This is a genomic window from Synechocystis sp. PCC 7339, from assembly GCF_019924095.1.
GTDB lineage: Bacteria > Cyanobacteriota > Cyanobacteriia > Cyanobacteriales > Microcystaceae > Synechocystis.
In genome coordinates this window covers 1,219,895-1,245,787 of the sequence record NZ_CP063659.1, presented here as the reverse complement: position 1 = coordinate 1,245,787, position 25,893 = coordinate 1,219,895, and the positions used below count along the sequence as shown (strand labels likewise).

The window sequence follows — 25,893 nt, the reverse complement described above, 5'->3', positions numbered from 1 at the left end:
TGTAAATTGATTTGTTTGGCTTTATGATTTAGGTGTTAATATACTGGCTTAAGTCCCATACCATTGGGGTAATGCGTGAGTAAAAAAGTACGAAAAGTTCTAGGGCTATCTGGAGGCAAAGACTCGACGGCCTTAGCTGTGTTGCTGCATAAGGAAATTCCAGATTTAGAGTATTTCTTCTGCGATACTCACAAAGAGTTGCCAGAAACCTATGAATACCTTGACCGTATTCGGGCCCGGTTAGGCATTAAGATTAAGTACTTGAGTGCCAACAGGGGATTTGACCATCTTCTAGATCTTCATGGTGGAATGTTGCCATCTCCTCAAATGCGCTGGTGTACGAGCATGATGAAGATCAAGCCATTTGAAATATTTGTTGGTGATGATGATGCCATCAGTTATATCGGTATCCGTGCGGACGAGGATCGAGATGGTTACATCTCAACAAAACCTAATATTAAGCCGGTCTTCCCTTTCAAAGAGCGTGGCTTAGTCAAAGCAGATATTATCCAAATCCTCGAAGACAGTGGGATTGGAATGCCAGACTATTATCGCTGGCGTAGCCGTTCAGGTTGTTTTTTCTGCTTTTTCCAGCGTAAATATGAATGGGTAATGCTAGCCCAAGAACATCCAGATCTTTTTGAGCAGGCGATCGCCTATGAGGAAAACCACAGTGATGGGCGTACCTATACTTGGACTCAAGGGGAAACGCTACGGGGGCTTTTAGCAAGAAAAGAGGAAATTATTGCAAAGCATAAAAAAGCAATGCAGCGAGAAACGAAAGCGGCTCCAAATCGACCTTTAGCAGAATCTTTAGAGGTTGTACTAGAGGAAGAGAATATGCAACTGCCTTGTTTAGCTTGTCATCTGTAACTAAAAAATAAGAAATTAATTTTACTATGGAATTTTCTAAAGAGACTTTAAGGATTTTTTTTAGAGAAGAATCACGAGGAGCGATTGTTCTACCAGATTTTCAAAGAGATTTTGTTTGGAGTATTGAAAAACAAAAAAAATTACTTTCCTCTTTGATTGTTGGTTTGCCAATCGGTAGTGTATTAATGCTTAGGGGAACTAAAGATGACTTCCCATCTCGAAGATTAGGCGTTGCTATTTCTTCAGAACCAGTAGAAGAATGTAGATTTTTACTGGATGGTCAACAAAGACTTTCTTGTATTAAAAGTGTGTTTGATGATCTATATTTATTGAGTGAAAAAGATTGGAAAGAAACATGGGATAAATTATATGCTCCTTTAAGGAATCGATGGTATTTAAAAATCAATACATCTCCAAATGAAGATGATACTTTTCCAGATCAAGATGATATTTTTGGCTACAAAAGCTTGAGATTTAACAAGGAGTCCTTATCTCAATATGAACCTGATCAAATTCAAGATTATATTTTTACATATAAAATTCTCGTTAAAGAAGCAGAAGAAAAAATTTATCATCCTGCATATATTCCAAAAGATGACAATGATAATTTAATTGAAGATCAAAATCAAAAAGCCCTTGTTCTTTCGAAAAAGCTCGCAGCGAAGAAACTTGTCCCCTTATATGAAATTTATAGAAAGGGATCTGAAAGTACATCTATACATAGACGAGTTTTAAAGCAGATTTCCAACGAAAAACGAGAGTATCTTCTTGCAAAAATCAAAGATAATAAGATAAATGCAAACAATCTTCTCGGTCATATAAACCCTGATATCAGCAATGATTCTTCTGAATCTGAGCTTGATGATGCACTGCGTGATTTGGCAACTCAATGGGCAACAGACTTTAACTCTGCACTAGAAAGTTTGCTAGAAATTGAGCTTCTAGAGACTATTTTGCCAACAGCTGAAATAGCTAGAGCTGCTGCAATTTTTGAAACGATAAATGAATCAGGGACACCTTTAAATAATTTTGATCTTATTGTCGCAAAAACAGCAAAAGCAGGTACTCGTTCGCTGGTTGACACACTAAAGGAATGGTTATCTCAAGAGTTTCAGATACCAGTAACTTTATCAAGTCAAAGTCATCCTACTAATGCTTTGATTGACTGGAATCCTGAAGCAATAAGAGTTATTAAGGATAATTCTATAGATAAAGTTTTTAAAGAAGAATTACTTAATACCTTATCAATTATTTGTTACTCTTCGGGGGAAGATTTTAATGTTGACAAAATAAGTGTCGATTATATTAAAAGGAATAAAATTTTGAATTTAAAGCCGACTGAAATTAATAAAAATATCAAGATTGCTACATCTTCTTTAATAAAGGCTTTTTCTTTTCTTCAGTTTCGATGTGGTGTAATTTTTATTGGTGATCTACATTATAAGTTAATGCTTTTACCAATCGCATACTGCTTTTTTCAAGCCGATTCAAAATCCTTGGAGATAGAAAAAATAGATGAAATCAAAATAGAACTGAAGCCAGATAATATTCAAGACCCACTAGAATTGTCTTTTAATTATAACGATTCTCTATTAAATAAAATTGAGTACTGGTATTGGCTTAGCTTATTTTCTGGCCGTTATAGCAATCGGCAAAACGAACAATGTATTGAAGATCTTAAAAAGTTATACAAGTGGTGCTTTATAGAAGGCTATGAAAATCCTTTCAAAACAGACGAAGAAAATATATTAAATAAAGATGAATATGCCACAAAAAGCTTACTTCTACATCAAGAAGATAATTTACCATCTACTGCTATTAGGACTGAAATTCTTCAGTTTATTTTGGCTAGTCAGCCAAAAGACTTTTTACTCAACTCAATTAACTATGACAACTCTCATCCTCAGAGGTTGAAAGCGTTGGAAATTGCTAAAAATCAAGATAGATCGTTAGAGACGCATCATATTATTCCTCTAGATACAGCGACGAAGATTGAAGAAAGCACAAAAGTTCTCAGAAGAGACAAAAAACATATTCTCAATTCACCGTTAAATTTGACTGATATTTCTAAAGCCGCTAACCGAAAGATTAGTGATTTATCCCCTAAGCAATACTTTGAAAAATTAACAAGTACTTCTCTAGACGATCATATAATCTCTACCTCAATGGAGAGTAAACTAAAAGAAGCCCCGGATGATTTCAATAATGCTTTTTATAAAGAGGTTTTAGAAAGTAGATTTGATGAATTGAGCAGAAAAGTCACAGTCAAACTAGAAAAACTTTTAGAGGTAGAATAAATCTTGGACCTATATTCTCTCTTAAAAGCCAATTCAGGAAAAATATCTAGTCTACTTGATCAAGATGTATCAAAACTCTTGAAAACTCTGGGCTATAGTTCAGACAACCATATAAAAAATCATTTAATTAAAACTGTTGATGCCAGAATCTTATTAATCAATAAGAAGACAAGAGATATTATTTTTTCTTTACTAAGTGCTAAACAACGAGAAATTCTCGCTACAATATTAGATTTACCATATGATAATATTGAATCACTAGAATCAATTAAAATACCTAAAGGTTCTGAAAAAGAAAGAGATTTATTTCGTTTTTTTGAAGTGCCAATTCAAAGTAATAATCAAGAGATAAATATAGAGGGTGTTTCAGAGGAAATTTTATATCCTAAATATAGTTTATTTAGTCATCAACGTAATGCGGCTTTTAAAATAAAACAACATTTAAGAAAAGATCCCTGTCGAGTAATTCTACACATGCCTACAGGGGCAGGTAAGACTCGAACAGCGATGAATATTATTGCTGATCATTTGAGAGATAATGAACCTACACTGGTGATTTGGCTTGCCTATAGTGAAGAACTTTGTGAACAGGCTGTTCAGGAATTTCATAAGGCGTGGCAATCTCTTGGCGATCGTCCGATGTCCATTTATCGGTTTTGGGGAAGTCATGATCTGGATTCAACAGATGTTCGAGATGGATTTATCGTCGCTGGACTCTCTAAGCTCTACAACACTACTAAAAAAAGTATTCAGTTTATTAACCGTTTAGGTGCTCGTTCTTCTCTAGTCATTATTGATGAAGCCCATCAAGCAATAGCTGAAACCTATAGTCTTGTTTTAGATTCTTTAGTTGTTCCCTATGAAAAAAACGCTCTGTTAGGTTTAACGGCAACCCCCGGCAGAACATGGAATAATATTGATGCGGATGCACAACTTTCTAAATTCTTTGCTAACAATAAAGTTACTCTTGAAATTGAAGGATATGACAGCCCAGTTGATTATTTAGTTGATCAACAATACCTTGCTAAAGCGAATTACCGCTCCTTGTTTTACGATAGTGGTGTAGAACTTAGTCTGCAAGACATAGACAAAATTAATCAACAGTTGGAAATTCCGAATGCTATTCTCAAGCGACTAGAAGAAGATGAGCAACGCAACTTACGCATCATCTTAGAACTAGAAGATTTAACTCAACGTCATCAACGCATTATCTTTTTTGCAATATCAGTACATCATGCTAAAGTGATTTCTACTGTATTAAAAGTGAGGGGTTATTCATCCGAGGTTGTTACAGGCGAAACTCCTAAATTTGACCGAGAAAAAATTATTAGCAATTTTAAAAACAATGATGCCGAATCAAAAATTCTCTGTAACTATGGTGTTTTAACCACTGGATTCGACGCACCTAAAACCAGTGCCGCAGTTATTGCCCGACCGACTAAATCTCTGGTTCTCTACAGTCAGATGGTAGGTAGAGCTATTCGAGGGGTTAAAGCCGGAGGCAATGAAACTGCCGAAATTGTTACTGTAGTTGATAATCAGCTCCCTGGTTTCGGATCTGTTACAGAAGCTTTTCACAATTGGGAAGACGTTTGGAGGAAAAAACCATGACCCAGAAAACTCATGAAATTGTACCTGCTCACCTAGCTGTTACTGCAATGCGAGATAACGGCTATAAAAATGCTGCCTATGCGATCGCAGAATTAATGGACAATGCCATCCAAGCAGGAGCCACTCAAGTAGAATTACTTTGTGGTGAAGTCAAAAATAAAACAGGACAAAGAGCCACTAATCAAATTCATCAAATAGGTGTGTTAGACAATGGCAGTGGCATGAGTGCCGATGTTTTACGCCTTGCCTTACAATTTGGTAATGGCACATATCTAGAGTCGGATAAACATACAGGTATTGGTCGCTTCGGCATGGGATTACCCTCATCTTCGATTTCCCAATGCCAGAGAGTCGATGTTTGGTCATGGACTGATAGCGTAGAAAATGCGCTTTATACCTATTTGGATATTGATGAAATCAAAGAAAAACAAATTACGGAAGTTCCTACGCCCACTTCAAAACAAATTCCTCAAGTATGGCGACAAGTAGGGAAGAGTTTTCGTAACTCAGGAACTTTAGTGGTTTGGTCAAAAATTGATCGCTGTATGTGGCGTACAGGCAAGGCAATTATCAATAATTCAGAATTATTAATTGGTAGGATATACCGTCGCTTTCTTCATAAAGGTGATGTTCAAATTAGACTGGTCACTTTTGATTTGGAGGACTTATACTATAGCTCTAAAATTGATCAAAATGCTTTACCGAATGATCCAATGTATTTAATGGAGAAAACATCTTGTCCGGAGCCCTTTTCAAATCGTTCCATGTTTATTCCTTGGGAAGATAGTGAAGATGATATTGTAAAATTTCCTTATCTTTTGAATGGCAAAGAGCATATTGTTTCAGTTAGATTCTCCTATGCCAGCGAAGAGGCTCGTCAAGGTCAAAATCCCGGTGGAAAGCTTCATGGTAAACACGCATCAAAAAACTTAGGCGTTTCAATTGTCAGGGCTGGAAGAGAGCTAGAGCTTGATGCGGGAATGGTAAATACCCACGATCCAACTGAGCGTTGGTGGGGAGTTGAAGTCGAATTCCCTCCTGCCCTGGATGAAATTTTTGGTGTAACTAATAATAAACAATCTGCACGCAATTTTAAAGAATTTCTTGAAATAGACTTAGATTCATTAGTAGAAGATGACAAAACTATTCATGAATATATTCAAGAATTAGAGCAAAGTAACGATCCGAACGCTCTATTGATTAAAATTGTTCATAAAATAGATAATAATTTGTCTTTAATTCGCAAATTATTAAAAAATCAAACCAAAGGCACAAGAAAAGACAACTCTAACAAACGCCATGATCCTTACAAAGTAGAAGAATCAGCAACTCTTGTGACTAGAGAGCGTCAAAGAAAAGGCTATGCTGGAGAAAGTGATAAAACAGAAATTTTACCAATACCTCAAAAGAAAGCGGAAATTAAAGAGACATTAATTAATGATGGATTTACAGAAACTCAAGCAACAGAAATCGCAGATATCACTGTAGAAAATAATTTCAAATATACTTGGACAAAAGCTTACCTTGACGATAATGATGCATTCTTCTCTGTTAAATCTAAAGGGGGGTCTGTGATGGTCACCCTCAATATGAATCATCCGGCATATAACAATTTAGTTGAAATTTTAGAAAAAAATGTAGAAGATGCTGACATCGAAACTCTAAAAAATAGATTGATTAATGCATTAGATGGTCTAGAATTACTCATCATGGCTTGGGCAAGATATGAAGACGAATTACCTCCAGGAGAATTAAAGCAAAATGCAAGCCGTGCTAGGAGAGATTGGGGTTTAGTTGCTGGAGAGTTCTTGAGAAACGAATAATGTATCAAGACCTAGGTAATAATATTCTGTCCCGTACAGACAATACTAAAATTGAATTGGTATTAGTTGCTCCCTTTATCAAACAAAGTGTATTGTCTCAAATTTTAGATAAAACTTCAGAAAACATTGATTTGATAATTGTCACCCGATGGATTCCTGAAGAAATTCTTGGAGGTGTTAGTGACATAGAAATTTGGAATCTAATTAATGATCGTGAAAGATCTCAGTTGTTTTTATGTCAATATTTACACGCAAAATATTATCGTTTTGATGACTTGTGTTTACTTGGTTCGGCAAATTTAACAAATCGAGGCTTGGGATTTAACAAACAATCTAATTTAGAATTACTTATTTGTTGCTCATTTACCGATAAGTCTCTTCAAGATTTTGAAGAAAATCTTATCTCTCAAAGTTTTTTGGTCACGCAAGATATTTATGAAACCTATAAAAATATGATAGAGAATATTGATATTAAGATTGAACTTAATTCTCCGTCCAATTTCTCCATATTTGAAGTCAATCCTAATTGGATTCCATTATTGAGAAATCCGCAAGAACTTTACCTTGCTTACTCTGATCAATGGGAACGGTTGACCACAACAGGCAAAGAACTGGCAAAACAAGAACTAGAATATCTTTCTTTTACCCAAGGATTATCAGAGAAAAATTTTAACTTATATATCGCTTTAGCTTTAAAACAAACACCGATTATCCAGTACATAGACAAACATTTAGATAAGCCTCGCAGATTTGGGGAAATGAAGAATATTATTGATCACTTTTTAACTGAAATGAATCTTAGCTTAGACTCTTCTCATACATGGCAAACTTTAATGCGATGGTTATTATATTTTTTACCGGATTGCTACTCTTATAAGGTCTTTAACTACTCGGAAGTTTTTTATCGCTGTAAAAAATGATTTACCTCGATTACCATGCCACAACCCCCGTTGACCCAAGGGTTACCGAAAAGGTTGTGGAATTTATGACAACGCAATTTGGTAATGCCAGCAGTGTTGACCATGCCGTCGGCGATCGTGCCCGTAGGGCTGTTGACCAGGGTAAACAGCAAATTGCAGATTTAATTCACTGTCGTCCCCAGGAAATTATTTTCACCTCCGGCGCAACCGAAAGTGTTAACCTCGCTATCCAAGGCACAGTTTTGGCCCTAGAAAAGCAACAAAAAATTCCCCGCATAGCTATCTCTGCCGTTGAACATAAAGCTGTTCTCGATACCTGTCAAATTCTTCAAAAACAAGGGCACATCGAATTGCTCATCCTAACCGTTGATGCCCAAGCAAACCTAAATATCAATGAAATTGAAGAAGTCTGCCGTCAAGGATTAGACTTGCTCTGCATCATGGCCGCCAATAACGAAGTCGGAACCATTTATCCCATTGAAAAAATTGCGGCAATCGCCAAGCGTCATGCCGTCCCTTTCTTTTGTGACGCATCCCAAGCGATCGGTAAAATTCCAATTAATTTTCAGGATTGGGACATCACCATGCTGGCTCTATCTGGTCATAAACTTTATGCTCCCCAAGGTGTTGGCGCACTGATCCGCAAAACCAATCATTCTCTTGAACCCCTGTTTTTAGGTGGTGGGCAACAACAAGGACTGCGCCCTGGCACGTTCAATCTCCCCGGCATTGTTGGACTTGGAGAAGCCTGTCGTTTACGTGGATTGGAAATGGAGGAAGATGAAACGGAGATCGCCAGAAAAAGAGACAATCTTCAAACCAGACTCCAAGAAGCTATCCCTGAGATGATTGTTAACGGCAATCAGTCTCAGCGTTTAGCAGGCAACTTACACATCGCCATACCTGATATTCCCAACAGTACTATTATTGCTCGAATCCGGGAGCAAATAGCCATATCCACCGGCTCAGCCTGCTCTAGCGGCACCATTGTGCCCTCCCATGTGTTGAGAGCGATGAATCTCCCTCCTGACCTAATTGATGGAGCCTTACGGATTGGCATAGGGAAATTTATAACCGATGCAGAAATTGAACAAGCAGCAGATATTTTGATTCAAATGATTCAAACAGTGAGATCGAGCCTTCAATCGTCATGAAATTACCCAATCCTGAACGGGCAGATTATCACAAAAAAATCTACACCTATTGTTTAAATTTCAACCACGACAGAGGTAAAGACAAAGCTCATTTATTTCAAAAAAAACTTGGCACAATCCTCGATAATGCCGATATTCTAGTCAAAGCTCTTGAAAAAGCTATAGCAAAGATTGCTAAGGTTAGGACATAATGTATGGAAAGAGTTAGGAAAAAAGCGATGCCAGCCCCCTACAGTGTAGATCTAAGAGAGAAAGCGGTAAGTGCAGTAGAAAAAGGAGAGAAGAAAAGCCATGTCTGCCGAACACTGAACATTAGTCGCAACACCTTAGACCTATGGATAAAAAAGAAGAAAGAAACAGGAAGTGTAGCCGCGAAGAGAGATTATGAGCGTGGTCCACGACCGAAAATAGATGATTTGGATAAATTCAGAGAATTTGCGGAGGAGAACGGTCATTTAACGCAAAAACAAATGGCAGAAAAATGGCCAGAGCCTGTAAGTAGAATAAGAATAAGTAAGGCTCTAAAGAAAATAGGGTTTACTAGAAAAAAAAACTTATATTTACAGGGAAATAGAAGAGGAAGAGAGAAAGGCATTTGAAGATGAAATCAAGCAATATGCGGCAGAAAAACTGATTTATATGGATCAAGCCGGTCTAGATGACACTCTAGACTACCCCTATGGGTACTGTCATAAATCAGAGAGATTAAAGGCGAGCAAATTAGGACATAGAACCAAGAGAGTCAGCATAATAAGTTGTTGGTGGAATGGAACAACAATAGCTCCAATGATATTTGAAGGATACTGTAACGCTCAAGTAGTATGCACGTGGATAGAAGAAATGTTATTACCAGAGTTAATACCAGGTCAGATACTAATCATGGATAATGCAAGCTTTCATCCGAAAGAAAGAATAAAGGCATTGGTAGCAAAAGCTGGGTGTGAGGTTATATTTTTACCACCATATTCACCAGACTTGAACAAAATTGAGAAGTTCTGGGCGAGACTAAAACGTTATGTTTCCCAACTTGTTAGTAATGGAGAATCGCTGATTTCTGCATTGGATATAGCGTTGAGAGAACTGTCCTAACTATCTCGTCCTTTGCTATAACCCTCTTTCATCAATCTAGGCAGAAGAAGAATAGAATGTATTCCATGAATTTAGCAAATACTTTAATCGATCTAGCTTATCAACCTTGTTGTAAAGTTTAGTTAACTCATCCAAAACATGGGCAAATGGAAATACTTTTAACCACTTTTTGATAAGATTTATTGCATTAAATACAGAGATCACTAATCGTAGGTTGTTTAGCCATTTTTTCCACCCTTCTTCTTTATCCCATTTTTCATGCTTTTGATGATACTTTGACGTTGAATTTAGAGTCGGATTAAAATTCTCATCATAAAAACAAATCATACAATATGCACACATCACTAATTCCCACCATTTTTGAATTTGCTCATAATGAGTTACCCTAAAATCTGCCCATCCTAATTCACTTTTGCATTGCTTAAATCCATATTCTATCCATGACCTTACCCCATATATTCTGCCAACTTCTTTATATTTAATATCTGGTATTCGAGTCATTACAAACCATCCTGCTTTTTCCTCCTCTTTTTCTGTTTCTGTTTTAATTTCCCAATATCTTATTGCGTTTTTTTTGCCATAAACTATTTCTCTGATATACCTATCTTCCTGTTTTCCATCCCATCTTATATGTTCAAACCTCCTCCACTTATTTGCCCTTACTTTAGCTTCCTTTGGAAGCCAGACCCCATGATTGCTCCGGATTCCCACTGCATATTCTATTTTTAATTCCTCTACGGCACTGATAAAATTGCTATGGCTTTCTCCATATAAGCTATCTGACACTACTCTTTTTATTTTAAAACCACTTTCTTCTAGTTCTTTTATTATCTCTACTGCTAATTCCGGCTTTGTTTTATACTTATCTCCCTCTTTTAATCTTTCTTTTGGTTTAAATACTTTTGATTCTAGAGGAAACGTTACTCCATTGCAGTAACCATAGGCATTTACTGACACTATACCGCTTTCTATTTTTCCTAAATTTCCAATATATTGTCTTTTTACATAATCTGTTGTTTTCCCTTTTTTGGGGTCTCCTGTTTCATCTATTATTACTATTATTTCTCTTCCTTCTAAAACTTCTAAGATAATATTTAATCTTCTTTTTTCTAATTCTTTTAATTCCCAAGGAGAATCTGTCATGAAATGCAGTAATCCCTGTTCATTTTTCAATCCTAGTGATGATGCTATTGCAGGTAAACTCTTTCTTTTTATATCACTTAATATTCCCACAATGATATATTTAAATGACTCATAAGACCTCACTTCTGGAAATATATCTTTATACAGTTCACTATATGTGTCTACACACTGTACTGTCTTTTTCGCCTCTCTTGTCTTTGTCATTCTCCCTCCGCGCTTTTCAGCCTTTTATCTCCATTTTAATTCCCTCAGTCTGACGGAAGAGGGATAAATTCTAATTTTCATATCTAAATTAATGCTTCTCCAATTTACTTTTTTTCGGAGATTCCAAGAAAAATTTGTATTGTCACTTCAAATTTCTAGTTTACAGACTAGCTTTAATCGTTACTCCGTCTTACGAGAGGAAACTGGGAAAAAACTGGCCCAGAGCAGGGCGGCAATGCCAATGTTAATGGAAACATCGGCCAGGTTGAAAATGGGGAAATTAATCAGGCGAAAATCCACAAAGTCGATCACATGGCCGAAAAGAAAACGGTCGATGCCATTACCCACTGCCCCCGCCAGGATGCAACCATAGCCTAATTGTTCTAACTTGCGGAGGGAAACTTTGCCGGCAAAGATAATTAAGCCGACGCTTACTGCGAGGGAAAGCCATTTTAACCAGCCAGCGCCGCCGCGAAAAGCACTGAACGCCGCCCCGGTATTGAGCACATAGGTGAAATGGAACACCCCAGACCACAGAGGCCAAGTGGTGCCTACGGGGTCCATGGCCTGACTCACCCAAAGTTTACTGATCTGATCCAGGATAATGCCGGCGATCGCCACTTGCCAGAAGAGGGAATTTTTAGCGAAGGAAAAAGACCGGGCCATCAATAAAATAAAATTCTCCGCAAAAAGTAAGCCAACACGGCGGTTAAACAGACCAGGATAATCTGGCCGGGCAACGCCATGAGGGAAAAAGTCAATAGGGCCTGGGGCAAGTCTGCCAGGGGCAGAATGGGGGGATTACCCAGTTTCAACACAGCCATCATGCCTAAATAGACTATACCCGCACCGTGGATGACTCCCAAACCGGCGAGGCAACTGAGGGCCAGGGTTTCAATTTTGGTTTGGGAGCGGTAAGCTAACCAACCACAGAGCCAAGCTCCAGGAATAAAGCCCAACAGATAGCCAAAGGTGGGTTGTTGCCAATAATCCCAGCCCCCCCCATGGGCAAAAATGGGCAACCAGGCTAGCCCAAGGGTAATGTAGCCCAACTGGGCGATCGCCCCGGCCCTAGCTCCTCCCAGACAGGCGGCGAGCAATACGGCCCCCACCTGGTAAGTTGTGCCCAAAGGATTGGAATAAATGCCTTCCTCCCACCATTGCCAAGGGGGATTGGTGGCAAATACCTGCACAAAAGTACAAAAAACAGTCAACAGCAGTCCGGCGATCGCCAACAGGACTTCTGCCAGCAGGGAAGGCTTGGGGAGTTCAATCTCCTCCGTCACGAGGTCCAGGTCAGATTCAGGATTGGTATTCACCGGGGATAGGGGCCTCTCCCCCTTCGAGGCCAAGAGATGCCAATAATTGTTGATCCTGTTCGGGGGGTTGACCCAGGGTAGTTAAATAATGGCCCACTAGCATAGCGTTAATGCCTGCCTTTAGACCTAAATCCTGTAATTCTCCCATTACCGCTTCCCGGCCCCCGGCATAACGAATAATTTGTTGGGGCAAAATAAACCGGAAAATGGCGATCGCCTTGAGGGCATCGTAGGGACTTAACTTTTGTTGTTCCCCCAAAGGAGTGCCAGGGCGGGGGTTGAGTAGATTCAGGGGCACGGATTCCACTTCCAATTCCCGCAGAGCCAAAGCTAGGTCAATGCGGTCTTCCCAGGTTTCCCCCATGCCCAAAATGCCGCCAGTACAAGCTTGAATGCCGGCCGCTTTGAGATTTTTCACCGTATCGACCCGGTCTTGCCAGGTGTGGGTGGTAACAATTTTGTCGTAATAGGTGGCGGATGCCTCCAGATTATGGTTATAGCGAGTCACTCCAGCTTCCTTCAATTGCTGGGCCTGTTCCGGGGTCACTTCCCCCAACGCGCAACAGGGCTTAATGTTGGTTTCCTGGATAATTTGCCGCACCGTGGCCAGAATTTGCTCAAATTCTTTATCCTTGGGGCTATGGTATTTAGGCCCCCGACCCTGACTAACTAAGCAAAAGCGTTTGGCCCCCGCCGCCGCCGCCGCCCTGGCCTGTTCCAAGATTTCCGCCTCGGTTTTCAGACCGTAGATGGGAGAGTTGGGGTCGGGATGGTGACTAGACTGGGAACAAAAGCCACAATTTTCCGAGCAGTTACCGGATTTAACGTTGATGATGCTACACAGGTCTACCACATTGCCACAGCAGGCTTGACGAATGTCATTGGCCGCCTCGCAGAGCAGGAGAATATTTTCTTCCCCTTCGATCGCCGCCAACTGCAATGCTTCTTCCCGTGTTAGGCAATCGCCGTCAATAATGCGCTGACTGAGGCCTGTTAACCAGGTTTGCAGAGTCCCATGGCGAGTAAGGGAGGAGGAGGGGTGGGAAGAGGCTAGAACCACGGCAATAGGGGGTTAGGGGTCTGGATCGAATTAAAGGGCATTTTATCACGGCGGGCAAAGGGGTCAGACAGGCTTAGCCCTTGCCCCGGCGTTTGAGTTCCATTTTCACCGCTTCCACCACCGTTTGAATCACCTGCACCCGAGCGAAATATTTATCGTTGGCGGGCACCACTGTCCAGGGAGCGGCGGGGGTATTGGTGCGGGCCATCATCTGGTTCACAGCAACGTCGTAGAGGGGCCATTTCTCCCGATTGCGCCAGTCTTCATCGGTGAGCTTATATTGCTTGAAGGGATTGTTTTGCCGTTCTTCAAACCGGGCTAATTGTTCTTCAGGGCTGATATGGAGGAAAAATTTCACCACCACATAGCCTTCTGCCGTTAATTCCGCTTCAAATTCATTGATTTCCCGGTAAGCCCGTAACCATTCCTTCTCCCGGGCAAACCCTTCCACCCGCTCCACCATCACCCGACCGTACCAACTACGGTCAAAGATACCAAATTTCCCGCCGGGGGGAATGCGGCGCCAAAAACGCCAGAGGTAATGGAATTGGGCTTCTTCCTCCGTGGGAGCGGCAAAGGTGTTGACTTGGTAACTACGGGGATCGAGGGTGTCGGTTAAACGTTTGATGGCCCCTCCCTTACCAGCGGCATCCCAACCTTCAAATAGGGCAATTACGGGGACTTTTTCTTGGTAAATCTTGGCCTGTAATTTACGTAGTTCAATCTGGCTATCCCGCAACCGTTGCCGATAGTCGTCCTTGCTTAGTTGCAGGCTCAAGTCCACTTTGGCCAGGAAATTGGGCTCAGTGGGAAGCAATTCCTTTTGGGGGGGGCTGGGGGCAATTTTAGCGTTGACCCTGGCCCGCTTTTGGTCTAGGGCTTGGACAATTACCGCCACCAGTTGGGACAGTACCTTTACCCTTGACCACCGTTCACAGTCCCCCTCCACCAGGGTCCAGGGGCCGTAGCCAGTGCTGGTGTAAGTGAGCATTTCTTCCACTAGGGCGGAGTATTCCTGGTAGCGTTTTTCCTGTTGCCAATCCTCCGGCCGCACCCGCCACATTTCCAGCTCGTCGGCTTCGTATTTTTTCAGGCGTTTTTTTAATTCTTTTTGGCTGATATGTACCCAAAATTTGGCGATCGCCGCTCCGTCTTCCACCAACTGGCGCTCAAAGGCGTTAATGTCCCGCATCACTAAATGCACCTGGGAGGCGGGGAGCCGACCAAATAATCTTTCCTCAAGACAATTGGTGTACCAACTATGGTAGAAAAAGCCCAAACTCCCCTTGGGGGGAAGCTTTTGCCAAAAACGCCAAAGAAAAGGGTACATTCTTTCCTGTTCATTGGCCGCAAAAATGGGATTGACGGAAAATCCCCTCGGATCCATGTAGTTAACAATTTTCTTGAGCAATGTGCCTTTACCGGCGGCGGCCCAACCCTCTAAGACAATGATGACTGGAGTTTTTTCTTCCCAACAGGACTGTTGCAGATTCCGCAACTGCCGCATCAAATCCTCTAGTTGTTCTTTATAACTCTCTTTATCCAGCTTGAGGGAAAGGTCGAGGGCATCTAACATAGGCGATCGCCAGGGGGAAGAAAGAATGATTGTCGGCCTAAGTTTAGGCCAGAAACCCAGGAAAAGATCCCTTGGTTATAATGTGGGGGCCTCTGCTTTAACCGCCCATTCCAACGGTTTTCCATGCAAAATCTCGGTTTACAATACCCCCTTTTCGGCCCAGAAATCCAATGTCCCCACTGTCGGCAAACTATTCCAGCGTTGACCCTGACAGACACGTACCTTTGTAATCGCCATGGAGCCTTTGAAGTTAACCCCGACACAGAGGATTTAGTCCATTTACAATCTGGTCGCCACTGGCGCTTTTGGCAGGGGGAATGGTATCGGCAACATACCCACCCCGACGGTATCCGCTTTGAAATTCATGAAGCTTTAGATCGCCTCTACACCGAAGGTTACCGAGCCACAAAGGTAATTATTGCCCACCGTTACTACGATTTGGTCAGCGTTTATCTGCAACGGCAAGGTAGCTGGCGTAACCCCGAGGACCGGGATAGTCCCCTGCCCCGTCTTTACGGTCTGCCGGTAGAATTCAGTTCCCCAGGTACAGAGGATGATTGTTGGCGGGTAATTAACTTTGACCTGGAAAAGGAAAAGGGCATTCCCAAACGTTACCCCTACTTTCGTTTATTTGATTAGTTCAGGTGAAGCCTGGGTGGGGCAACTATTTCGTTCCCCAGCAGCATCAAGAAGCGAAAGTCTAAGGTGGCCGGGGTGGAGAAGAATCCCTTTCCTTTAACTTAAAGCGGTTTAAAGTGTGCTGAACCTAGTCTTTCAACTTCCATTCAATCGGCGAACAAATCCAAAGGAAAATAACCATAAGTTCCCGCCAGGGCTTCATCCTCCGTTTGGCAGGAAATCAACACCCCCCGGTAACTACCCTCATAACTAGCCACATAAAACCGCAGGGATTGGCTCTGGCATTTCAAATATACTGGCCCTTGGATGGTCTGCTCTTCCATGGCGATCTCGCAGAGATCCGCTGCGCGGTGCGCCGAGTCGTAGTCCAGGGCCCGGAGATATTGTCCTAAAGCGGCTTCGGCACTATGTTGGTCGTCGGCACAAATGCCAAAATTTTCCGTTTCGCTCTGGCCACAAATCCAGATAATGGCCCGGCGGAGGTCATTCCGTTCTTGATCATTCTGGGGAATGCGGATTTCTAAACGACTGTAATCCTTTAACAGAGCTAACAAAGCGGAACCGGAACCATCCATACAAAACCCTATAAAACCTTGGAGAAAAAATTTCCCACGGCCCACCCTATCATTCTTCGCCCCCTAATCCGGTGCAACTGAAACGGCGATCGTGGCGGATAATGGGAATATTTCCCCGGCGCCGCCTAAAATTCCACGGCCTTAACTATTATATTTAACTGCCCCTAATTTCAGCCCATTATGCAAACGTCTCCCCTTCCCCGTCGTACCAAAATTGTCGCTACCATCGGCCCCGCGACCCAAAGCAAGGAAGTGCTGAGACAATTGATCCAAGCCGGTGCCACCACTTTCCGCCTCAACTTTTCCCATGGGGACCATAGCTACCATCAACAAAGTATCCGTTTGATTCGTCAAATTGCCTTTGAATTGAACCAACCGGTGGGCATCTTGCAGGATTTACAGGGGCCCAAAATTCGGGTGGGTAAATTTTTGAATGATGCAGGTTCCGTACAACTGAAAAATGGTGACCCCTACATTCTCACCAGTCGCCCGGTGGAGTGTACTGAGGTTATTAGTTCCATCAGCTACGAGCATTTAGCGGATGAAGTCCCCTCCGGGGCAAGGATTTTGCTAGACGACGGCAAACTGGAAATGCTAGTGGAGGAAATTGACCGAGTCAATCGGGATCTGCACTGTCGGGTAATTGTGGGGGGGACCCTTTCTAGCAATAAAGGGGTTAACTTCCCTGGGGTTTGTCTTTCCGTTAAGGCGATGACGGACAAGGATAAGGAAGATTTGATGTTTGGCCTTGACCAGGGGGTGGACTGGGTGGCCCTGAGCTTTGTACGCAATCCCCAGGACATTGATGAAATTAAAGGTTTAATTGCGGCGGCGGGGAAATCAGTGCCGGTGATCGCCAAAATTGAAAAGCACGAAGCCATCAAAGATATGCAGGCGGTGCTGGAAAAATGTGATGGGGTAATGGTGGCCCGGGGGGATTTGGGGGTAGAACTGCCGGCGGAGGATGTGCCGATTTTGCAGAAAAAGCTCATTGCCACCGCTAACCGTTTGGGCATTCCCGTTATTACCGCCACCCAAATGCTAGATAGTATGGTCAACAGCCCCCGACCCACCAGGGCTGAGGTGTCCGATGTGGCCAATGCTATCCTCGATGGTACCGATGCGGTGATGCTTTCCAACGAAACGGCGATCGGTAAATTTCCCGTGGAAGCGGTGGCCATAATGGCCAAAATTGCGGAGCGCATTGAGCAAGAAGATATCAATCCTTCCCAAGCGGAAGCCAGTCGTACTTCTATTCCCAATGCTATTTCCAGTGCGGTCAGCCAGATTGCGGAAACTCTCAACGCCGCGGCCATTATGTCCTTGACCAAAACCGGCTCCACGGCCCGCCATGTGTCCAAGTTCCGCCCCAAAACCCCCATTCTGGCCGTTACTCCCCATGTGGACGTGTCCCGTCAGTTGCAGTTGGTGTGGGGAGTTAAGCCCCTCCTCGTGTTAGATTTACCCTCCACCAGTCAAACGTTCCAAGCCGCCATTAACGTGGCCCAGGAAAACCATTTCCTCCGGGATGGAGACCTGGTGGTGATGACTGCTGGGACATTGCAGGGGGTGGCTGGTTCCACGGATTTAATTAAAGTGGAAGTGGTCAAGGCCATTCTCGGACGGGGCGTAGGCATTGGCCAGGGGGCTGTCAGTGGTCGGGCCAGGGTAGCGGGACATCCCCGGGCGATCGCCCAATTTACCCAGGGAGAAATTTTAGTGGTACCCTCTACCAATGCCGATTGCGTGGAAATGATGCGGCGGGCGGCGGGCATTATCACCGAAGAAGAGAGCTTAACCAGCCATGCAGCCATTATCGGTTTGCGGCTGGGGGTGCCGGTGATTGTGGGTTTTAAGGGGGCTACCCAAAAGATCCGGGATGGAGCCATTGTCACCATCGATGCCCAAAAAGGCTTAATTTATTCCGGTGCCTTACCCCCGGTGTCTAAAGCATAGGGATTAGTTTTGGGCCAAACAGTAGGGACAGAACGGAGACAATTATCACCCATGGAGTTCCCATCCTGCGGCCCCTGGACCAGTAACATTTTGGTAGAATCAACGGGGTTCTTTCCCCGACGTAATTTAGTCCTTTGCAGAAAAAATCTTCCCCTAAATCTCGCTACTGGCTGTTAATCCCTTACATTAGTCCCCATCGGCGAACCATCGGTCTGGCTTTCCTCTGTACTCTGTTATTTACCGTTTTTTGGCCTATCCTAGCCTGGTTAGTGGGACGCATGGCCAAATACATCGGTGAGGGGGATGTGCGCTCCATTTTGATTATGGCCGGGGTGGCGGCAGTAATTTTTCTGGTGCGGGGTATGGCCCAGTATGGCCAGGATACCCTCATGGCCAAGGCGGCGCTAAATATGGCATTGACTCTGCGGGAGCAGACCTATGCCCATCTGCAACGGCTAAGCCTGAGCTATTTTGAGGAAGCAAAAACAGGGGACCTATCCTATCGACTCACAGAAGACATTGACCGCATCGGCGAAGTGGTGAATAAGTTATTCCACGATTTTGTCCCTTCGGCGTTGCAATTGGTGGTGGTGTTCGGTTACATGTTCTACCTCAACTGGGCCCTTACCTGTGCGGTGCTGGTCATTGCCCCCCTAATGGCGGTGCTAATCGGCTTTTTTGGGGAACAGTTGTTAAAGTTCAGTCGCCGTAGTCAAACCCGCATTTCTAATCTGTCTTCTTTATTGACGGAAACGTTGGGGGCCATCCGTTTAGTTAAAGCTTTTGCTGCCGAGGATTACCAGTTAGATTTGTTTCGGGAAGAGGCCCAGCAACATCGGCGATCGCAGTTTTTGGCCGAACGCATGAAGGCATTGCAGTTTGTGGTGGTGGGTTTTTTGGAAGCCATGGGGGTAGTGGTGTTATTTTGCCTGGCGGCTTGGCAAATTTCCCTCGGTAACTTAACTGGCATTGAATTTATTAGCTACGTCACTGGGGTAGCGATGTTGATTGATCCCATTAGCCACATCACCAGCAATTACAATTTGTTCAAACAGGGGGAAGCTTCCGTTGACCGTATTTTTGAAATTTTTGCTCTGCAACCTTCGGTGGAAGATAGCCCCACTGCCGTGCCCATCGACCACCTCCAGGGAGCGGTGCATTATGAAAACGTCGATTTTGCCTACATAGAAGATAAACCGGTTTTGAGTGGAATTAATTTACAGGCCCAGCCAGGGGAAATGATCGCTTTGGTGGGGGCTTCCGGGGCCGGTAAGAGTACCTTGGTGAACCTATTGATGCGGCTCCACGACGTCACGGGGGGTTGTTTACGCATTGATGGCCACGTCATTGATAGAATCACCCTGAAAAGTTTACGGGGGCAAATTGCCATTGTGCCCCAGGAAAATATTCTTTTTTCAGGCACGATCGCCCAGAATATTGCCTTTGGCAAAACTGATTTAGACCTAAAAGCCATTGAGGAAGCGGCTTGCATCGCCAATGCCCACCAGTTCATTACAGAGTTGAGCCAGGGATATTACACCTATGTGGGGGAGCGGGGGGTCACCCTTTCAGGAGGGCAACGTCAGCGCATTGCCATCGCCAGAGCGATTTTACGCAATCCCAGCATTTTAATTTTAGATGAGGCTACTTCGGCGTTGGATTCGGAATCGGAAGCGCTGGTGCAGGAAGCTTTAGAGCGCATTGTTCAACAACGGACTGTGTTTGTTATTGCCCATCGCTTGGCTACGGTGCGTAAGGCCACCCGCATTGTGGTGTTGGAACGAGGGGAAATTGTTGAAATGGGTAGTCATCAAGAATTGATGGCCCACCAAGGTCGCTATGCCCGTTTCCATGCCCAACAGTTTGCTTCCTAGACCGGCAAAGGTTGCTGATTTTTGCCCCGTTGAGTAAAAAAATGTACCTGAAAAAACTTTATTTACGGGCCTTTCGCAATTACCTGGAAGAGGAGGTGGAATTTTCTGCTCAAAAAACCATTTTGGTGGGCAATAATGCCCAGGGTAAATCTAACTTATTGGAAGCAGTAGAACTATTAGCAACCCTCAAAAGTCATCGTACTAGCCGGGACCAGGAATTGGTGTTGGATGGGGCGGCCAGTGGCCAAATTAAAGCTTTACTGGAAAGACAGTACAGTGTGGCAGAATTAGAAATTGGCCTACGGCGATCAGGCAGGCGTAATCTACGCATTAACCAAAACCAATGCCGCCGCCAGTTAGATTTTTTGGGTTGCTTAAATGCAGTGGAATTTTCCTGTTTAGATTTAGATTTGGTCAGAGGCGCACCGGACTGTCGTCGCCAGTGGCTAGATACTTTATTAACTCAACTAGAACCCCTCTATGCCCACATTTTAGCTCAATACCAACATATTGTTAAACAACGCAATGCTTTACTAAAAAGCCTCCGACAGCAGTGGGAAACCGGTCTAGCTTTGGGGGAAGAATTAACTGCTTCTTTGAAACTCTGGGATCAGCAATTGGTGGAAATGGGGACTAGGGTAGCCCGCCGTCGGGCGAGGGGTTTGGCCCGGCTAGCTCCCTTGGCCCAGGAGTGGCATGGGCGCATTAGCGGCGGCAATGAGACCCTCACTGTGACCTATCAACCCAATGTGATCTGGGAAGGGGATGAACCGGAAATAGTACACCAGGCTTTTTTGGCAAGATTGGCCCAACGGCGATCGGCAGAATTGCATCTGGGGGCAACGGTGGTGGGGCCCCATCGAGACGAAGTGGGGTTTGCCATTGATGAAACCCCGGCCAGAACCTATGGCTCCCAGGGACAACAACGAACCTTGGTGCTGGCATTGAAATTGGCTGAATTAAGTTTAATTGAAACGGTAATTGGGGAGCCGCCCCTGTTGTTATTGGATGATGTCTTGGCGGAGTTGGACCTTGATCGCCAGGGGCAATTGTTGATGGCCATTGAAGATCGCTTTCAAACCCTTATTACCACCACCCACTTAAATCGTTTTGATGACCGCTGGCGGCGATCGGCCCAGATCATTAAAGTTAATAAAGGTCAACTGGAGGAACGGTGGCCGTCGGAAATTGATTGATTTGGGATGGACTGAGGATGACAAGAACAAAGTCCTCATTATTTACCAACGTGCAATAAAAAGCCCTGGGCCAAAATAGCTCAGGGTTATTGATTTATGGGCAGAAAATCATTGAATTTCTGCTGACGATTGGAATACCAACGGGATCAATTACTCATCCACAGCGCTGACAGCCAGGGACTCATCTTCCTCATCGTTGGCGTCGGTGTCATCAACGGAGGCGGGGGGCTCATAGGGAATGCCCTGGGCTTCCGCCAAACGTTTCTGCCGGAAAATCTCGGCCATCTCGTCAGCTTTTTCGTTGACCAAATCCCGGTCTTTTAGCATGGCACCGGGTTCCGGCTCCAACTGCTTAGTGGACAGGGAAATACGACCCCGTTCCGCATCTAGGTCAATGATCATCACCTTAATTTCATCATTGACATTAAAGACGCTGTGGGGAGTATCGATGTGGTCGTGGGAAATTTCAGAAATGTGCAACAGACCGCTGACACCACCGATATCGATGAAAGCACCGTAGGGTTTGATACCCCGGACTGAGCCCACCACTACCTGGGCCACTTCCAAACCGTTCATCTTCCGCTCTACTAGGGCCCGACGATGGCTGAGCACTAGACGATTACGCTCTTCATCCACTTCTAAAAACTTCAGGGGCAGGTCTTCCCCTACTAGATCCTCTTTCGCTTCCCGGGCACTGATGTGGGAGCCGGGAATAAAGCCCCGCAGTCCTTCAATTCTGACTAAAGCACCACCACGATTTGTGGCAAAAACATTGGAGCGCACCGTGGCGTCTTCTGCTTGGAGTTGTCTGACCCTTTCCCAAGCCCTCATATACTCAATCCGGCGGATGGAAAGAGTGAGCTGACCGTCTTCGTTCTCATCGGTCAGAATGAAAAATTCCCGGGTTTCGTTGGGCTGGAGCACCTCTTCAGGGTCATCCACACGGTTGATCGACATTTCCTGAATGGGAATATAGGCGGCGGTTTTTGCCCCAATGTCAATCAGAGCCCCCCGGGACTCCATGCTAAATACGGTCCCAGCGACAATGTCCCCAGGACTGAAATGATAATCGTACTTGTCAAGAAGGGCGGCAAAGTCCTCGAGAGTGAATCCAATAGTTGCTGTAGAAGTTTGACTGACCATGTAAGTTTTAAGTCCTAATCCCTTAGTCTCCGTTTAGTGAATATGCGTGCCTCCTGTTACTTACCGTACAAGCCAGGATACAGACTCTCAATTATACAGTACGAGTTGGACAAAGGGGGCAAGCCCTCCGCCAGTAAGAACAATTTTGATCACCATGTTTAGACTAGCTTGAAACCTTAGCGATCGCCTGGGTAACCGGGACTTCGGAGGTATTGATAAAGTTTTAATTTGTTCTCTAAATTTCCCAATACTGGGGGGCTTTTATCCGATTTTGCTTAAACTGAAGCAAAGGGGAAGCCTTGTCCTGGGCTCATGGTGAATGGTTGCTGTCACAATGTCCTCCTGCTCAGAAACCAATAGAATTTGAACAGTGAAGTTAGGCCAGGTTTTAAAAATGTCAGAATTTATCAGCAACTCCATTCCCTTGGTGGGATTAAAGGCAGACCATTTTCGCCATCCTTTGGACCAAATGGCCACCACCAACTTGAAGCAGATTCCTGGCCTAGACCTGATGGTGCGGGGATTGCTAGGCTCCGTGGCGGAAAAGTTTTTTGCCCTCAATAATTTGGCAGCCAGTGTCCGGGTAGGGGAAAAACAATTGCCCCATCTCTATCAACTGCTTTTGGATGCCTGTAAAATTCTCGACCTGGAAGCGCCGGAACTCTACATCCAACAAAATCCCCAACCCAATGCCTACACTTTTGCCATGCGGGGTAAAAAGCCTTTTATGGTGATGCACACTTCTCTGGTGGATATGTTGACTCCGGCGGAAATTCAAGCGGTGATGGCCCATGAATTGGGACACCTTAAATGTGAGCATGGGGTGTATTTGACTTTGGCTAACATTATGGTGTTGGCGGCGGGGCTAATCCCCAACTGGGGTGCGGTGTTGACCCAATCCCTCCAGTCCCAGATGTTGGAGTGGGTGCGCTGTGCTGAATTTAGCTGTGATCGGGCGGCCCTGTTGGCGGTGCAGGATTCCAAGGTGGTGATGTCGGTGTTGATGAAGTTGGCCGGTGGTTCTCCCCAATTGGCTCCACTGTTAAATCTGGATGCTTTTATTGACCAAGCCCGGGAATACGATCGCCTGGGGGAAGATGAAATGGGGGCAATGTTGAAGAATTTACAAACCCAAAACCTGACCCATCCGGTGCCGGTGCTCCGGGCCAGGGAAATTGATCGTTGGAGTGATTCCCAAACCTATCAAAACTTGCTCAAGGGGCGCAAAAATGCGTATAATCTGAACACCGAAGAAAACAAGGGCGGCTGGCGGAATTGGTAGACGCACCACACTCAAAATGTGGCGACTTCGGTCGTGAGAGTTCGAGTCTCTCGCTGCCCATTTTAATATTTAAGGCATGGTCTGGTTTCCCAAAAATCGACCTGCTTCCCTGAGGATGAATCTTATTCTGACGCCAGTTTGTTGGTTGTACAAAAACCTTGGACAAAGTCGCTGGGCGATGACCCCTGGGTAATCTGGCTATGTGCTTCCCTCAGGGCACATATTTTGGTAGCTTACATAGGGAAAGATTCAACGATAATATTTGCCCATATCAGCGACTGTCGAGGGTTTCAGCCGGGGACAGTCTTGCCTAATTTATAAGGAGAAACTCTAAAATGTCCATTGTTTTTCAGATTGCGTTGGCGGCCCTGGTGCTTTTTTCTTTCGTGATGGTGGTGGGAGTGCCAGTGGCCTATGCTTCTCCCCAGAACTGGGACCGTTCTAAGCCTTTGCTGTATTTAGGTTCCGGTATTTGGGCCATTTTGGTAATTGTGGTGGCCCTGTTGAACTTCCTGGTCGTCTAGGGGCGGCGATCGCCCTATCCCCGTAATATTTCTCCCACGGCCTGGCCGTTGATGAACCCATGCTGTGGGGGATAGCCCCCGCAAAGTTTGATTCAGCACTAACCCGATCTAGGGAACTACACCATGACAGTTTATGAAGGGTCGTTTACTCCTCCGGCCCGGCCATTTCGTTTTGCCCTTGTAATTGCCCGTTTCAATGACCTGGTGACGGAAAAATTACTTTCCGGTTGCCAAGATTGCCTCAAACGCCATGGCATTGATGTAGACCCCACAGGTACCCAGGTGGATTATATTTGGGTGCCCGGTAGCTTTGAGGTACCGTTGGTGACCCGTAAGTTGGCAGTGTCGGGGCAGTACGATGCGATTATTTGCCTGGGGGCGGTGATCCGGGGGCAGACTCCCCATTTTGATTTTGTGGCCGGAGAAGCGGCCAAGGGTATTGCGGCGATCGCCAGCCAGACTGGGGTGCCGGTGATTTTTGGCATTTTAACCACGGACACCATGCAACAAGCTCTAGAACGGGCGGGCATTAAGAGCAACCACGGTTGGGGCTACGCCATGAATGCGTTGGAAATGGCCAGTTTGATGCGGGCCATGGCTCCTTTGACGACAACTAAGTAATTAGAGTAGTTTGTTAATAGTTAATACAGCTAAGTTTTAGCTCCCAAACTTCATTTTTTCCTTTGTCCTTGTCCCAATCTCCCCTAGAGGAACGCATTAAAGCCCAAGCCTTGGCGATCGGTTTCCATCAGGTGGGCATTGCTGACGTTTTGGCAACGGAGACCGATCAGGCAGCCCAAAGGTTACAAAGCTGGATTACCCTGGGCTATAACGCTGACATGGCTTGGATGGATAATCCCAAACGGCAAAACGTGAGAGAGCTTTTACCGTCGGCCCAGTCGGTGATTGCAGTGGCCTTGAATTATTACACCTCCCACCGCCGCAGTGATCAGCCTGGGATTGGTAAAATTTCCCGCTATGCCTGGGGACGGGATTACCATCGGGTCTTAACTAAAAAACTCAAAGCTCTTAATTTGTGGCTGGAACAACAGGTGCCGGATTTACAGAGTCGCTATTACGTTGATACGGGCCCCATTCAAGACAAAGCCTGGGCCGAACGGGCCGGCCTTGGTTGGGTGGGCAAGAACGGTAATTTGATTAGTCGGGATTACGGCAGTTGGTTATTTTTAGGGGAAATTGTCACTAACATCCCCCTCAACGGCGATCGCCCGCACAGTCAACATTGCGGCACTTGTACTCGTTGTCTAGAGGCCTGTCCCACCCAGGCCATTGTGGCGCCCTTTGTAGTGGATAGTAACAAATGCATTGCTTACCACACCATCGAAAATCGGGAGGAAACCCTGCCCACGGCGATCGCTAACAATTTGCAAGGTTGGGTGGCGGGATGTGACATTTGCCAAGATGTGTGCCCCTGGAATGAGCGTTTTGCCCAACCCACGGACGTGGCGGATTTTCATCCCTACGAAGGCAATCTCAACCCAGAGTTAGACGCTTTGGCTAATATCACTGAGGCGGATTGGCAGCAACAGTTCACCGCATCGGCCCTGAGGCGCATAAAACCAGCTATGTTACGGCGGAACGCCCAGGCTAATCTACAATGAAAGACTGACCAAA

24 protein-coding genes and 1 tRNA gene are annotated in these 25,893 nt (G+C 44.6%); 18 read left to right on the top strand and 7 right to left on the bottom strand.

Going from position 1 to position 25,893, the window contains the following annotated elements; translation table 11 throughout:
* The first annotated feature begins 75 nt into the window (after nucleotides 1-75).
* The 9 genes from IQE94_RS05815 to IQE94_RS05775 are packed head-to-tail and all read left to right on the top strand — an operon-like array spanning nucleotide 76 to nucleotide 9,767.
* Nucleotides 76-873: a phosphoadenosine phosphosulfate reductase family protein gene (locus IQE94_RS05815; protein WP_212716758.1), complete on the top strand. Its 798-nt coding sequence runs from the start codon at nucleotides 76-78 to the stop codon at nucleotides 871-873.
* A gap of 26 nt (nucleotides 874-899) precedes the next feature.
* Nucleotides 900-3,170: a DUF262 domain-containing protein gene (locus IQE94_RS05810; protein WP_223342899.1), complete on the top strand. Its 2,271-nt coding sequence runs from the start codon at nucleotides 900-902 to the stop codon at nucleotides 3,168-3,170.
* 3 nt (nucleotides 3,171-3,173) lie between these two features.
* On the top strand, nucleotides 3,174-4,781 hold the full coding sequence (locus IQE94_RS05805) for a DEAD/DEAH box helicase (protein ID WP_212716754.1): 1,608 nt from the start codon (nucleotides 3,174-3,176) through the stop codon (nucleotides 4,779-4,781).
* Nucleotides 4,778-6,604, top strand: a complete 1,827-nt coding sequence (locus tag IQE94_RS05800; protein WP_212716751.1) for an ATP-binding protein — start codon at nucleotides 4,778-4,780, stop codon at nucleotides 6,602-6,604. Before IQE94_RS05805 ends, IQE94_RS05800 begins: the two co-directional genes overlap by 4 nt.
* Nucleotides 6,604-7,524 carry a phospholipase D family protein gene (locus IQE94_RS05795; RefSeq protein ID WP_212716749.1) on the top strand — a complete coding sequence of 307 codons (921 nt, stop codon included), beginning with the start codon at nucleotides 6,604-6,606 and terminating at the stop codon, nucleotides 7,522-7,524. Before IQE94_RS05800 ends, IQE94_RS05795 begins: the two co-directional genes overlap by 1 nt.
* A complete protein-coding gene (locus IQE94_RS05790) occupies nucleotides 7,521-8,678 on the top strand; it encodes a cysteine desulfurase family protein (protein ID WP_212716747.1) in 1,158 nt (385 codons plus the stop codon). The genes IQE94_RS05795 and IQE94_RS05790 overlap by 4 nt, the downstream gene beginning before the upstream one ends.
* Nucleotides 8,675-8,869: a DUF6883 domain-containing protein gene (locus IQE94_RS05785; protein ID WP_223342898.1), complete on the top strand. Its 195-nt coding sequence runs from the start codon at nucleotides 8,675-8,677 to the stop codon at nucleotides 8,867-8,869. The genes IQE94_RS05790 and IQE94_RS05785 overlap by 4 nt, the downstream gene beginning before the upstream one ends.
* A gap of 3 nt (nucleotides 8,870-8,872) precedes the next feature.
* Nucleotides 8,873-9,277 carry an IS630 transposase-related protein gene (locus IQE94_RS05780; RefSeq protein ID WP_223341982.1) on the top strand — a complete coding sequence of 135 codons (405 nt, stop codon included), beginning with the start codon at nucleotides 8,873-8,875 and terminating at the stop codon, nucleotides 9,275-9,277.
* Nucleotides 9,237-9,767, top strand: a complete 531-nt coding sequence (locus tag IQE94_RS05775) for an IS630 family transposase (RefSeq protein ID WP_223343185.1) — start codon at nucleotides 9,237-9,239, stop codon at nucleotides 9,765-9,767. The genes IQE94_RS05780 and IQE94_RS05775 overlap by 41 nt, the downstream gene beginning before the upstream one ends.
* Nucleotides 9,768-9,803: 36 nt before the next feature.
* Here the strand turns inward: IQE94_RS05775 and IQE94_RS05770 are convergent, their stop codons facing one another.
* The 5 genes from IQE94_RS05770 to pap form a co-directional block, all read right to left on the bottom strand.
* A complete protein-coding gene (locus IQE94_RS05770; protein ID WP_223341782.1) occupies nucleotides 9,804-11,114 on the bottom strand; it encodes an IS701 family transposase in 1,311 nt (436 codons plus the stop codon).
* 180 nt (nucleotides 11,115-11,294) lie between these two features.
* A complete protein-coding gene (lspA, locus tag IQE94_RS05765; protein WP_223342897.1) occupies nucleotides 11,295-11,780 on the bottom strand; it encodes a signal peptidase II in 486 nt (161 codons plus the stop codon).
* On the bottom strand, nucleotides 11,780-12,433 hold the full coding sequence (locus IQE94_RS05760; RefSeq protein WP_223342896.1) for a biotin transporter BioY: 654 nt from the start codon (nucleotides 12,431-12,433) through the stop codon (nucleotides 11,780-11,782). The genes lspA and IQE94_RS05760 overlap by 1 nt, the downstream gene beginning before the upstream one ends.
* Nucleotides 12,417-13,493: a biotin synthase BioB gene (gene bioB, locus IQE94_RS05755; RefSeq protein WP_212716741.1), complete on the bottom strand. Its 1,077-nt coding sequence runs from the start codon at nucleotides 13,491-13,493 to the stop codon at nucleotides 12,417-12,419. The genes IQE94_RS05760 and bioB overlap by 17 nt, the downstream gene beginning before the upstream one ends.
* A 73-nt stretch (nucleotides 13,494-13,566) precedes the next feature.
* Nucleotides 13,567-15,069, bottom strand: a complete 1,503-nt coding sequence (gene pap / locus IQE94_RS05750) for a polyphosphate:AMP phosphotransferase (protein WP_223342895.1) — start codon at nucleotides 15,067-15,069, stop codon at nucleotides 13,567-13,569.
* Nucleotides 15,070-15,192: 123 nt separating this feature from the next.
* On the opposite strand from pap, the gene IQE94_RS05745 reads away from it, so the two are divergent.
* The gene (locus IQE94_RS05745) at nucleotides 15,193-15,708 is read left to right on the top strand and encodes a TIGR02652 family protein (RefSeq protein ID WP_212716736.1); all 516 of its coding nucleotides are present in this window, start codon (nucleotides 15,193-15,195) and stop codon (nucleotides 15,706-15,708) included.
* Nucleotides 15,709-15,854: 146 nt separating this feature from the next.
* On the opposite strand, the gene IQE94_RS05740 is transcribed toward IQE94_RS05745, so the two are convergent.
* Entirely contained in the window at nucleotides 15,855-16,283 is a 429-nt protein-coding gene (locus IQE94_RS05740; protein WP_212716734.1) for a DUF1824 family protein, read from the bottom strand.
* A 180-nt stretch (nucleotides 16,284-16,463) separates the two neighbouring features.
* Between IQE94_RS05740 and pyk the strand changes: the two genes are divergently transcribed.
* From pyk to recF, 3 genes are all read left to right on the top strand, one after another.
* On the top strand, nucleotides 16,464-18,239 hold the full coding sequence (gene pyk / locus IQE94_RS05735) for a pyruvate kinase (RefSeq protein WP_212716732.1): 1,776 nt from the start codon (nucleotides 16,464-16,466) through the stop codon (nucleotides 18,237-18,239).
* A gap of 212 nt (nucleotides 18,240-18,451) precedes the next feature.
* Nucleotides 18,452-20,113 (top strand): ABC transporter ATP-binding protein, encoded by a 1,662-nt coding sequence (locus IQE94_RS05730; RefSeq protein ID WP_223343203.1) that lies wholly within the window; start codon nucleotides 18,452-18,454, stop codon nucleotides 20,111-20,113.
* A 41-nt stretch (nucleotides 20,114-20,154) separates the two neighbouring features.
* On the top strand, nucleotides 20,155-21,309 hold the full coding sequence (gene recF, locus IQE94_RS05725; RefSeq protein WP_223343202.1) for a DNA replication/repair protein RecF: 1,155 nt from the start codon (nucleotides 20,155-20,157) through the stop codon (nucleotides 21,307-21,309).
* Nucleotides 21,310-21,459: 150 nt separating this feature from the next.
* Here the strand turns inward: recF and IQE94_RS05720 are convergent, their stop codons facing one another.
* A complete protein-coding gene (locus IQE94_RS05720) occupies nucleotides 21,460-22,452 on the bottom strand; it encodes a 30S ribosomal protein S1 (RefSeq protein ID WP_223342894.1) in 993 nt (330 codons plus the stop codon).
* Nucleotides 22,453-22,822: 370 nt separating this feature from the next.
* Between IQE94_RS05720 and IQE94_RS05715 the strand changes: the two genes are divergently transcribed.
* From IQE94_RS05715 to queG, 5 genes are all read left to right on the top strand, one after another.
* Nucleotides 22,823-23,734, top strand: a complete 912-nt coding sequence (locus IQE94_RS05715) for a M48 family metallopeptidase (RefSeq protein WP_370630515.1) — start codon at nucleotides 22,823-22,825, stop codon at nucleotides 23,732-23,734.
* Nucleotides 23,713-23,794: transfer RNA gene (locus IQE94_RS05710), tRNA-Leu, on the top strand. The genes IQE94_RS05715 and IQE94_RS05710 overlap by 22 nt, the downstream gene beginning before the upstream one ends.
* A gap of 275 nt (nucleotides 23,795-24,069) precedes the next feature.
* Nucleotides 24,070-24,258, top strand: a complete 189-nt coding sequence (gene psbZ, locus IQE94_RS05705; protein ID WP_014407093.1) for a photosystem II reaction center protein PsbZ — start codon at nucleotides 24,070-24,072, stop codon at nucleotides 24,256-24,258.
* 123 nt (nucleotides 24,259-24,381) lie between these two features.
* A complete protein-coding gene (ribH, locus tag IQE94_RS05700; protein ID WP_212716724.1) occupies nucleotides 24,382-24,879 on the top strand; it encodes a 6,7-dimethyl-8-ribityllumazine synthase in 498 nt (165 codons plus the stop codon).
* Between the two features lie 95 nt (nucleotides 24,880-24,974).
* On the top strand, nucleotides 24,975-25,880 hold the full coding sequence (queG, locus tag IQE94_RS05695; protein WP_255611398.1) for a tRNA epoxyqueuosine(34) reductase QueG: 906 nt from the start codon (nucleotides 24,975-24,977) through the stop codon (nucleotides 25,878-25,880).
* Nucleotides 25,881-25,893 lie beyond the last annotated feature (13 nt).

Coding starts and splice junctions, on each gene's coding strand:
- IQE94_RS05810 (WP_223342899.1), top strand. CDS start 900: ATGGAATTTTCTAAAGAGACTTTAAGGATTTTTTTTAGAGAAGAATCA.
- IQE94_RS05800 (WP_212716751.1), top strand. CDS start 4,778: ATGACCCAGAAAACTCATGAAATTGTACCTGCTCACCTAGCTGTTACT.
- IQE94_RS05795 (WP_212716749.1), top strand. CDS start 6,604: ATGTATCAAGACCTAGGTAATAATATTCTGTCCCGTACAGACAATACT.
- IQE94_RS05790 (WP_212716747.1), top strand. CDS start 7,521: ATGATTTACCTCGATTACCATGCCACAACCCCCGTTGACCCAAGGGTT.
- IQE94_RS05785 (WP_223342898.1), top strand. CDS start 8,675: ATGAAATTACCCAATCCTGAACGGGCAGATTATCACAAAAAAATCTAC.
- IQE94_RS05780 (WP_223341982.1), top strand. CDS start 8,873: ATGGAAAGAGTTAGGAAAAAAGCGATGCCAGCCCCCTACAGTGTAGAT.
- IQE94_RS05770 (WP_223341782.1), bottom strand. CDS start 11,114: ATGACAAAGACAAGAGAGGCGAAAAAGACAGTACAGTGTGTAGACACA.
- lspA (WP_223342897.1), bottom strand. CDS start 11,780: ATGGCCCGGTCTTTTTCCTTCGCTAAAAATTCCCTCTTCTGGCAAGTG.
- pap (WP_223342895.1), bottom strand. CDS start 15,069: ATGTTAGATGCCCTCGACCTTTCCCTCAAGCTGGATAAAGAGAGTTAT.
- IQE94_RS05745 (WP_212716736.1), top strand. CDS start 15,193: ATGCAAAATCTCGGTTTACAATACCCCCTTTTCGGCCCAGAAATCCAA.
- IQE94_RS05740 (WP_212716734.1), bottom strand. CDS start 16,283: ATGGATGGTTCCGGTTCCGCTTTGTTAGCTCTGTTAAAGGATTACAGT.
- pyk (WP_212716732.1), top strand. CDS start 16,464: ATGCAAACGTCTCCCCTTCCCCGTCGTACCAAAATTGTCGCTACCATC.
- recF (WP_223343202.1), top strand. CDS start 20,155: ATGTACCTGAAAAAACTTTATTTACGGGCCTTTCGCAATTACCTGGAA.
- IQE94_RS05720 (WP_223342894.1), bottom strand. CDS start 22,452: ATGGTCAGTCAAACTTCTACAGCAACTATTGGATTCACTCTCGAGGAC.
- psbZ (WP_014407093.1), top strand. CDS start 24,070: ATGTCCATTGTTTTTCAGATTGCGTTGGCGGCCCTGGTGCTTTTTTCT.
- ribH (WP_212716724.1), top strand. CDS start 24,382: ATGACAGTTTATGAAGGGTCGTTTACTCCTCCGGCCCGGCCATTTCGT.